Raw genomic sequence first — 8,078 nt, forward strand, 5'->3', positions numbered from 1 at the left:
GGGTTTACCTTGGCTCTGACTTATTTTTTTTTTAAAAAAGAAGACGGTATACGCAATTAGCTGCAGTCTCGTGGGCCTGAAAATGTGTATAAGAGAAAGGAATAGGCGCGCCCTGCGGGGCTCGGGCAGCCGCTGTGGATGCCCGAGCCCGCCGCGAAATCGCGCCGTGCGGGCGAAACCGCCTCGGCTATGATGCCGCCGGCGGGCCGTGCCTGTCCCCGCCGCCCATGCGAGGAGCGTCATGTCGAACACCGTTTTGGCCGATCCGCTTCACCCCCGCCCCGTGGACCGCGCGCTGGACCCCGGCTTCCGCCGCGGCCAGTCCACCGAGCCCAATTATTCCGGGGTCACCTCCTTCCTGCGCCGGCGCTATGCCCGCGATGGCGGCGGGGCGGAGGTGGTGGTGTGGGGCGTGCCGCTGGACGTGGCCGTCTCCAACCGGCCGGGCACGCGGTTCGGGCCGCGCGCCATCCGCGCCGCATCCGCCATCCTTGATGGCGACCCGTTCTATCCCTTCGGCATCGACCCGTTCGAAACGCTGGACGTGGTCGATGGCGGCGACTGTGTGTTCGACTACGGCCTGCCCGCCGGCATCCCGGCCGCCATTGCCGCGCAGGCGCGCGAGCACTATGCCCGCGGCGCCCATCTGGTGACCCTGGGCGGCGACCATTTCCTCACCTATCCGGTGTTGCAGGCGCTCACGGCCCATCTCGGCAAGCCGGTGGCGCTGGTCCAGTTCGATGCGCACCAGGATACCTGGGAGGATGGTGGCGAGCGGGTGGATCACGGCACCATGATCACCCGCGCCGTGAAAGACGGGCTGATCCAGGTGGACCGCTCCATCCAGGTGGGCATCCGTACCCATGCGCCCCAGACCTGCGGCATCGAGATCATCCATGGCCTCACCGCCGCCGAGATGGGACCGATCGCGCTCGCGGACTGCATCGCCGAGCGGGTGGGGGACGCGCCGGTCTATGTGACGTTCGACATTGATGCGCTCGACCCCGCCTTCGCGCCGGGCACCGGCACGCCGGTCTGCGGCGGGCTCTCCACCCGCGAGGCGATTTCCTGCCTGCGCCGCCTCGGCGGCCTCGATCTCAAGGGCTTCGACGTGGTGGAGGTTTCGCCGCCCTACGACCATGCGGAGATCACGGCGCTGGCGGGAGCGACGCTGGCTTCCGTCTATCTCTGCCTCCTCGCCGAGCGCAAGGCGACCGGGCGGGCCGTCGCGCTCTGAGATTCCCGCCCCGAGAGGGGGCGCCTTGCGGGGCCGACCCGGATATGGGACAGCGGCACCGTCGCGACGGTGGAAAGGGGCGGGGCGTGAAGGGACACGGACCCAAGACGGTGAACTATATCCTGCCGTTGCTTGGCCTCGCGCTCGCCGGGGTGCTGTCGCTGCGGCCGGAGATGGCGCCGGGCGCGGGCGGGGTGGTTCCGAACATTGCCGCGCTCCTCGCCGTCGTGCTGCTGTGCGGCGCGGCCATTTCGGCGGTCGCCCACGCGGACGTGGTGGCAGCTCGCCTCGGGCAGCCCTACGGCGTGCTGCTGCTGACCATGTCCGTCACCATCATCGAGGTCTCGGTGATGGCCTCGATGATGCTCCATGGGCAGAACAATCCGACGCTGGCGCGGGAATCGGTGTTTTCCGTGCTGATGATCGTCAATACCGGCATCGTCGGACTATGCCTGCTGATGGGTAGCCTCAGGCACCGGGAACAGACCATCCAGCAGCAGGGCGTCTCCGGCTATCTGTCGGTGATGATCGCGCTGGGGGTGATGCTGCTGGTCCTGCCCGCCGAGACGCACGAGGGCGAGACCGGCACCTTCTCGCCGCGCCAGCTGGTGTTCATGTCCTTCGTCGCGGTCTCGCTCTACGGCGCGTTCCTCTACATGCAGACGGTGCGCTACCGCGAGCACTTCGAGAGCCAGCCGGAGGGCCACGGCGAGCCGCCGCCCGCGCCGGCGGCGTTCGCGGCCGGTCTTGTCATGCTGCTCCTGAGCCTGGCGGCGGTGGTCGCGTTGTCGAAGCACGTGGCGGCGACCTTCGAGGACTTCCTCGGCAATTTCGCGCTGGCCGATCCCGACGCCGTGACCGGTGCCCTCATCGCGCTCCTGATCCTGCTGCCGGAAGGCATCAGCGCGGTCCGGGCCGCAGCGCGCAACCATCTCCAGCATTCGTTGAACATCGCGCTGGGCTCGGCGCTGGCCACGGTGGCGCTCACCATTCCGGTCATGGCCTTCATCTCGGTGCTCATCGGCCATTCCATGGTCCTCGGCCTCGACACCGAGGACCGCACCATGCTGCTGGTCACGTTCGTCCTGTCCATCCTGTCGTTCGGCACCGGGCGGACCAACGCGCTTAACGGCGTCGTGCATCTCATCGTCTTCTGCGTCTATGTGATGCTGCTGTTCATGCCCTGAGCGGCGATGGCGACCGGTGGACAGGCGGCGGGCCAGATGGCATGGTCCGCCCGATTTCAGAACGAGGCGCGAGCCGTGAAGAACTTCCTGCTCTATATCTTCACCTGGTGGAACAAGCAGACCGTCGGCACCATGTGGTGGACGAAGCGGTTCGGCGAGTTCGTGGGCGAGGATGAGTTCGGCAACCGCTACTATCGTACCAAGGACGGCAAGATCGACCCGACTCTGGGCTTCGAGCGCCGCTGGGTGATCTATCCCGGCTATGCGGAAGCTTCCACCATCCCGCCCGGCTGGTGGGGCTGGATGCATCACCGCGTCGACACCCCGCCGGTGGACGAAAGCTACGCGCCCCGGTCCTGGCAGAAGCCGCATCGCCGCAACATGACCGGAACGCCCGGTGCCTACCGGCCCAAGGGCTCGGTGCTGGCCGGCGGCCTGCGGCCCCGCGTGACCGGCGACTACAAGGCCTGGACCCCCGGCGAGTGAGTTTCGGCGGCGTGCGCTCGCTCGGTATCGCGCGATCGCCTTGCCGCTGCCCGAATCCGGCGCTTCAGAAGGGCGGCGCGGCGAATGCCCGCCGCCTCCGCATTTGTCACGGGTTGATGTCCTGATGCGCCTTTACCGTTCCATGCCGCTTCTCGCCGCAGCGCTTCTCGTCGGCACGGCATCCGCGGCGCTGGCGCAGGTGCAGGCTCAGTATCAGCGGCCCGGCCAGATCGAATCCGCGCCGCTCGCGCCGCCCGGCACCATTCCCGCGCCTCGGCAGGCCGCGCCCTCGGTGGCTCCCGCGCCCCGCCCGGTGACGCCCGGCGGCGTCCAGCGCGGCCCGGCGCCAGCCCTGCCGCCCGGCGCGCAGCCGGCTCCGGCTCCCGGGGCCGCGACCGCCCCGGCGCCCGGCTCGGACGAAGGCGGCGACGTGGTGGTGGTGCAGCCGCCGGCGCAGAAGATCGCCAATGCCTATGCGGTCTTTGCCGGCCTCGACAAGATCACCGGCCGCATCACCTCCTTCGACGTGGCGATCGGCGAGACGGCGCAGTTCGGCGCCCTGCAGGTCACGCCCCGGGTGTGCTACACGCGGCCTGCCACCGAGACGCAGAATACAACCTCCTTCACCGAGGTGAACGAGGTGACGCTTCAGGGCCAGGCCAAGCGCATCTTCACCGGGTGGATGTTCGCCTCCAGCCCCGGCCTCCATGCGGTGGAGCACCCCATCTACGACGTGTGGCTGATTGGCTGCAAAGCTTCCGCCCCCGTCACCGCGCGGGGCCAGCAATAGAAGTCGGCCTCGGCCTGGAGGGCGTGATCGAGCAGGCGGTGGTAATGCCGCCGCGACACCTCGATGGCGCCGAAGGTCTTCAGGTGGCTGGTGACGAACTGGGTGTCCAGCAGCCGGAAGCCGCCGGCGATCAGCCGTCCCACCAGATGCACGAGGGCGACCTTCGAGGCGTCGGTCTCTCGGTGGAACATGCTTTCGCCGAAGAAGGCGGCGCCGAGCCGCACGCCATACAGCCCGCCCACCAGCTTCCCGTCGCGCCAGGCCTCCACCGTGTGACAGCGGCCGCGCAGGGACAGTTCGCCGTAGAGCTTGCGGATGCGCTCGTTGATCCAGGTCTTCTCGCGGCCTTCCTGCGGCTCGGAGCAGCCGTCGATCACGGCATCGAAATCGTGGTCGATGCGCACCTCGAACCTGTCGGAACGCACGGTGCGGGCAAGGCGGGAAGAGATGTGGAAGCCGTCGAGCGGGATGATGCCGCGCCGCTCCGGCTCGATCCAGTAGAGGCCGGGATCCTCGGCGCTTTCCGCCATGGGAAAGATGCCGCAGGCATAGGCCTTCAGCAGCACATCGGGGGTGATCTCGACGATCTGGTCGCTCAGCCGGCTCATGCCATCAAGGATAACAGCAAATCGAGCGTCGGTGTGGCAGCGTTGTAGGGGTGCTGGCGGATAAAGATACCCATGGGTATCGAGCCCGTGCGGCGCCTGAGCGGAGCCCTCGCGGCCAGGGCCTGCCACGGGCGGCGGGCGAGGGGATGAGTCCGGGACACATAAGGCCGCGGTGCCAGACGGCGCTGGCCGGCGCCCTCGCCGCCACATGCGTTCCTGAAAAATAGTTATTATTATCAATTATTTATGTGAATTTACCGCAGTTCGACCATTGATGTTGTTGCATCCCAGTTCCCCTAAGTTATATACAAATAAATATAGCTTATGCGAAAGCGGAGGGTGCTGCGGCCCCTTCGCGATGGTCGGTGTTCCGCCGCCATCCGGGCATTCTTCCACGAGGTTTTTCGATGCGACGGAATTCATTCCTCGCGACGGCGTCGGCTGTCGCGATTGCGGCGATGCATGCCCCGGCCTTCGCGCAGGAGGCCGAGACCGCCTCCTCCAATGTGTTCGAGCTCGGGCAGATCAATGTGGTGGCGCCCAACGCCACCGAATACTGGCAGACCAGCGGCCAGGCGATCTCGGAATCCACCATCAGTTCCGACGAGATGTATACCTTCGACCGTAATCGCCTCGATGATGCCCTGACATTGGTGCCGGGCGTGACGACCTCAACCGGCGGGGCGCGCAACGAGCCCTCGGTTTCGGTCCGTGGCTTCAATCTGTGGCAGGTCCCCCTCTATATCGATGGCGTGCGGGTCTATCTGCCCTACGACAACCGCCTCGATATCGGCCGCTTCATCACACCGGACCTCTCGGAGGTGCAGGTGCAGAAGGGCTATGTTTCCATCCTCAACGGTCCGGGCGGGATGGGCGGCGCCATCAATCTCGTCACCCGCAAGCCCAGCAAGGAATTCGAAGCCGAGCTGCGCTCCGGCGTGGAACTGGGCAATACCGGCGCCTACAGCTCCTTCAATGCCATGGGCTCGGTCGGCACCAGGCAGGAAAAATACTACCTCCAGGCCTCCGGCGCGGTGGTCGATTCCGATGGCTGGTTCCTGCCCCAGGGCTTCACGGTGCTCAATCCGGCCGCCGAGGACGGAGGCCGCCGCGACTATTCCGATTCGCAGGACTGGCGCGCCAACGTGAAGGTGGGCTTCACGCCCAACGAGACCGACGAATATGCCCTGAACTACACCGCCCAACAGGGCGAGAAGGGCAATCCCTATGACGTCTACAACCGGGTGCGCACCCTCAACGGCTGGGTGGGGACTTCACCCTACAACCAGGGGCGCAACTGGACCTGGCCGGAATGGAATTACCAGAGCCTCTATTTTCTCTCGAAGACGGCAGTTGGCGACAAAAGCTACGTCAACACGCGATTTTATTACACCGAGTTCGACAATACGCTCGCTGCTTATGACAATTCCGCCTTCCTGACCCAGGGCACCCGTGGTTTCAACAGCTATTACAATGACGACAGCCTGGGCGCCGACCTCGAGGTGGTCCACGAGATCCATCCTCAGGATACCATCAAGGCGGCGCTGACCTATCGCCGCGACACCCATCAAAGCCGCAACGAGAACACGCCGGGCATCGGAACCTCGGTCTGGGACCCGGCCTATGAGCAGTCGGAGGCGGTGATGTCGTTCGGTGTGGAGAACACGTTCCACGTCACCCGCAATTTCGATTTTGTCTCCGGCGTCAGCTACAATCACCGCAATCTCATCCAGGCGGATGATTATGCGCGGCTGAACAGCAACGCCTATCAGTTCTTCAGCCACGAGCTGACAACGGATGATTTCATCGACTGGCAGTTCGCCGGAATCTACCGGTATGGCGAGGACGCCCAGTTGAATGCCAGCGTCTCCAGCCGCGGCCGTTTCCCGACCCTGTTCGAGCGCTTCAGTACCCGTTTCGGCACCAACATCGCCAATCCGGACCTGCAGGCGGAGCGGGCCACCAATTACGAGATCGGCTGGACGCAGACCTTCGCCAGGCAACTCACCCTGCACGCCTCGGTCTATTACAGCCAGGTCACCAACCTGATCCAGAGCGTGGATACGGACGACTGGAGCGCTTCCAACGGCACCTGGATCACCCAGTACCAGAACGTCGGCAGCAGCGACAATTACGGCTTCGAGTTCTCCGCGGAATGGAAGGCGACGGATACGCTGGTGCTGGGCGGCAATTACACTTACCTGCAGATCAATATTTCATCTCCGATTCCCGACATCCAGCCGCTCGGAACGCCGGAGCACTATGCCTTCCTCTACGCCAAGTGGAAGGCGATGGAAAAGCTGACGCTGATCCCGAGCGTTGAGATATCCTCGTCCCGCTGGACCAATCCGAGCGTCGGCGCGGTCAGCTATGTGGAGACGGACGGCTTCGTCCTCGCCAATCTCTCGGCGGAGTACCAGCTCCAGCCGGGCACGACCTTCTCGGCCGGCATGCGCAACATCTTCGATACCGAATATGAGACCCAGTATCTGTTTCCCCAGGCTGGCCGCAGCTATTTCGTGAACGCGCGCATGGTGTTCTGAGCCTCCGTCCGGGGCCCTGGCCGAGCGGCGCTCCGGGGGGAGGGGCGCGGCTCCCTCACCCCCGCTTCAGGAAGTCTCCGATGCGCGCCACCGCCTCCGCCATGTCGGGGGCCGAGCCCGCGTAGGAGAAGCGCAGGAAGCTGCGCCCGTGGAACGGGTCGAAATCCACACCCGGCGTCGTCGCCACGTGCACCGCATCCAGCATGCGGCGGGCGAAGGCGGCGCTGTCGTCGGTGAAATCCGAGACGTCGGCGTAGAGATAGAAGGCGCCGTCCGCCGGCAGGAAGCGCGAGAGCCCCGCCCGGGGAAGGCCCTCGGTCAGGATGCGCCGGTTCTCCACATAGGTCGCCTTCACCAGGTCCATCTCGGCGCGGCCCTCGAAGGCGGCGTCGGCGGCGATCTGGGAGAGGGTGGGCACGGAGATGGAGAGGTTCTGCTGGAGCCGCTCCATGGTCCGCGACACGCCGGGGGGCACCACCATCCAGCCCACGCGCCAGCCGGTCATGCAGAAATATTTGGAGAAGGAATTGATGACGGTGACGTCCTCGCCGATCTCCACGGCGCTCACCGCCGGGAAGGCGTAGTCGAGGCCGTGATAGATCTCGTCGGAGACGAAGGCGAGGCCGAGGTCGCGGGCGCAGGCATGGAGCGCAGTGAGCGCGGCGCGGTCCATCATGGTGCCGGTGGGGTTGGCGGGGCTGGCCACCAAAACGCCCTTGAGCGGCGCGGCCCGGTGGGCCTCCAAGAGCCGCTCGGGGGTCAAGGCGTGGCGATCCTCCGCGCGGGTCTCGATCAGCACCGGCTCGCAGCCCAGCGCCGACAGCACATGACGGTAAGGCGGATAGCCCGGCGCGGCGATGGCCACCCGGTCGCCGGGCTCGAACAGCGCCAGGAAGGCGAGCACGAAGCCGCCGGACGACCCATGGGTCACCACGATGCGCTCGGGATCCACCGCGACGCCGTGGGTCTCGCCATAATGCCGGGCGATGCGGGCGCGCAGGGCCGGGATGCCGAGGGCGGCCGTGTAGCCCACCTGTCCGGCCTCCAGCGCCGCCGCCGCCGCGCGCCGTGCCACCGTGGGGGCGGGCGCCGCCGGCTGGCCCACCTCCAGATGGATGACGTGGCTGCCCTGGGCCTCGATGCGGGCGGCATGCTCCATCACGTCCATGACGATGAAGGGCTCCACCGCGCTGCGGCGGGAGAGGGCCTGGGGATGGAGCAGGGGGC

General features: G+C 66.3%; 7 protein-coding genes. 5 read left to right on the forward strand and 2 right to left on the reverse strand.

Annotation, left to right across the window (positions count from 1 at the left end; genetic code table 11):
- Positions 1-241 precede the first annotated feature (241 nt).
- The 4 genes from speB to K9U40_RS20630 all read left to right on the forward strand — a co-directional run bounded on the left by speB (position 242) and on the right by K9U40_RS20630 (position 3,700).
- Entirely contained in the window at positions 242-1,237 is a 996-nt protein-coding gene (gene speB, locus K9U40_RS20615; protein ID WP_282891992.1) for an agmatinase, read from the forward strand.
- A gap of 86 nt (positions 1,238-1,323) precedes the next feature.
- Positions 1,324-2,424: a calcium:proton antiporter gene (locus K9U40_RS20620; RefSeq protein WP_282891993.1), complete on the forward strand. Its 1,101-nt coding sequence runs from the start codon at positions 1,324-1,326 to the stop codon at positions 2,422-2,424.
- Positions 2,425-2,499: 75 nt separating this feature from the next.
- Entirely contained in the window at positions 2,500-2,910 is a 411-nt protein-coding gene (locus tag K9U40_RS20625; protein ID WP_282891994.1) for an NADH:ubiquinone oxidoreductase subunit NDUFA12, read from the forward strand.
- A 124-nt stretch (positions 2,911-3,034) separates the two neighbouring features.
- Positions 3,035-3,700, forward strand: a complete 666-nt coding sequence (locus K9U40_RS20630) for a DUF2155 domain-containing protein (protein ID WP_282891995.1) — start codon at positions 3,035-3,037, stop codon at positions 3,698-3,700.
- Here K9U40_RS20630 and aat read toward each other — a convergent pair.
- On the reverse strand, positions 3,637-4,308 hold the full coding sequence (gene aat, locus K9U40_RS20635) for a leucyl/phenylalanyl-tRNA--protein transferase (protein ID WP_282891996.1): 672 nt from the start codon (positions 4,306-4,308) through the stop codon (positions 3,637-3,639). The genes K9U40_RS20630 and aat overlap by 64 nt on opposite strands.
- A 458-nt stretch (positions 4,309-4,766) precedes the next feature.
- Between aat and K9U40_RS20640 the strand changes: the two genes are divergently transcribed.
- Positions 4,767-6,851, forward strand: a complete 2,085-nt coding sequence (locus K9U40_RS20640; RefSeq protein ID WP_282891997.1) for a TonB-dependent receptor plug domain-containing protein — start codon at positions 4,767-4,769, stop codon at positions 6,849-6,851.
- Between the two features lie 55 nt (positions 6,852-6,906).
- Here K9U40_RS20640 and K9U40_RS20645 read toward each other — a convergent pair whose 3' ends face one another.
- On the reverse strand, positions 6,907-8,073 hold the full coding sequence (locus K9U40_RS20645; protein WP_282891998.1) for a pyridoxal phosphate-dependent aminotransferase: 1,167 nt from the start codon (positions 8,071-8,073) through the stop codon (positions 6,907-6,909).
- Positions 8,074-8,078 lie beyond the last annotated feature (5 nt).

The organism is Xanthobacter autotrophicus (assembly GCF_030015065.1).
Lineage (GTDB): Bacteria > Pseudomonadota > Alphaproteobacteria > Rhizobiales > Xanthobacteraceae > Xanthobacter > Xanthobacter autotrophicus_D.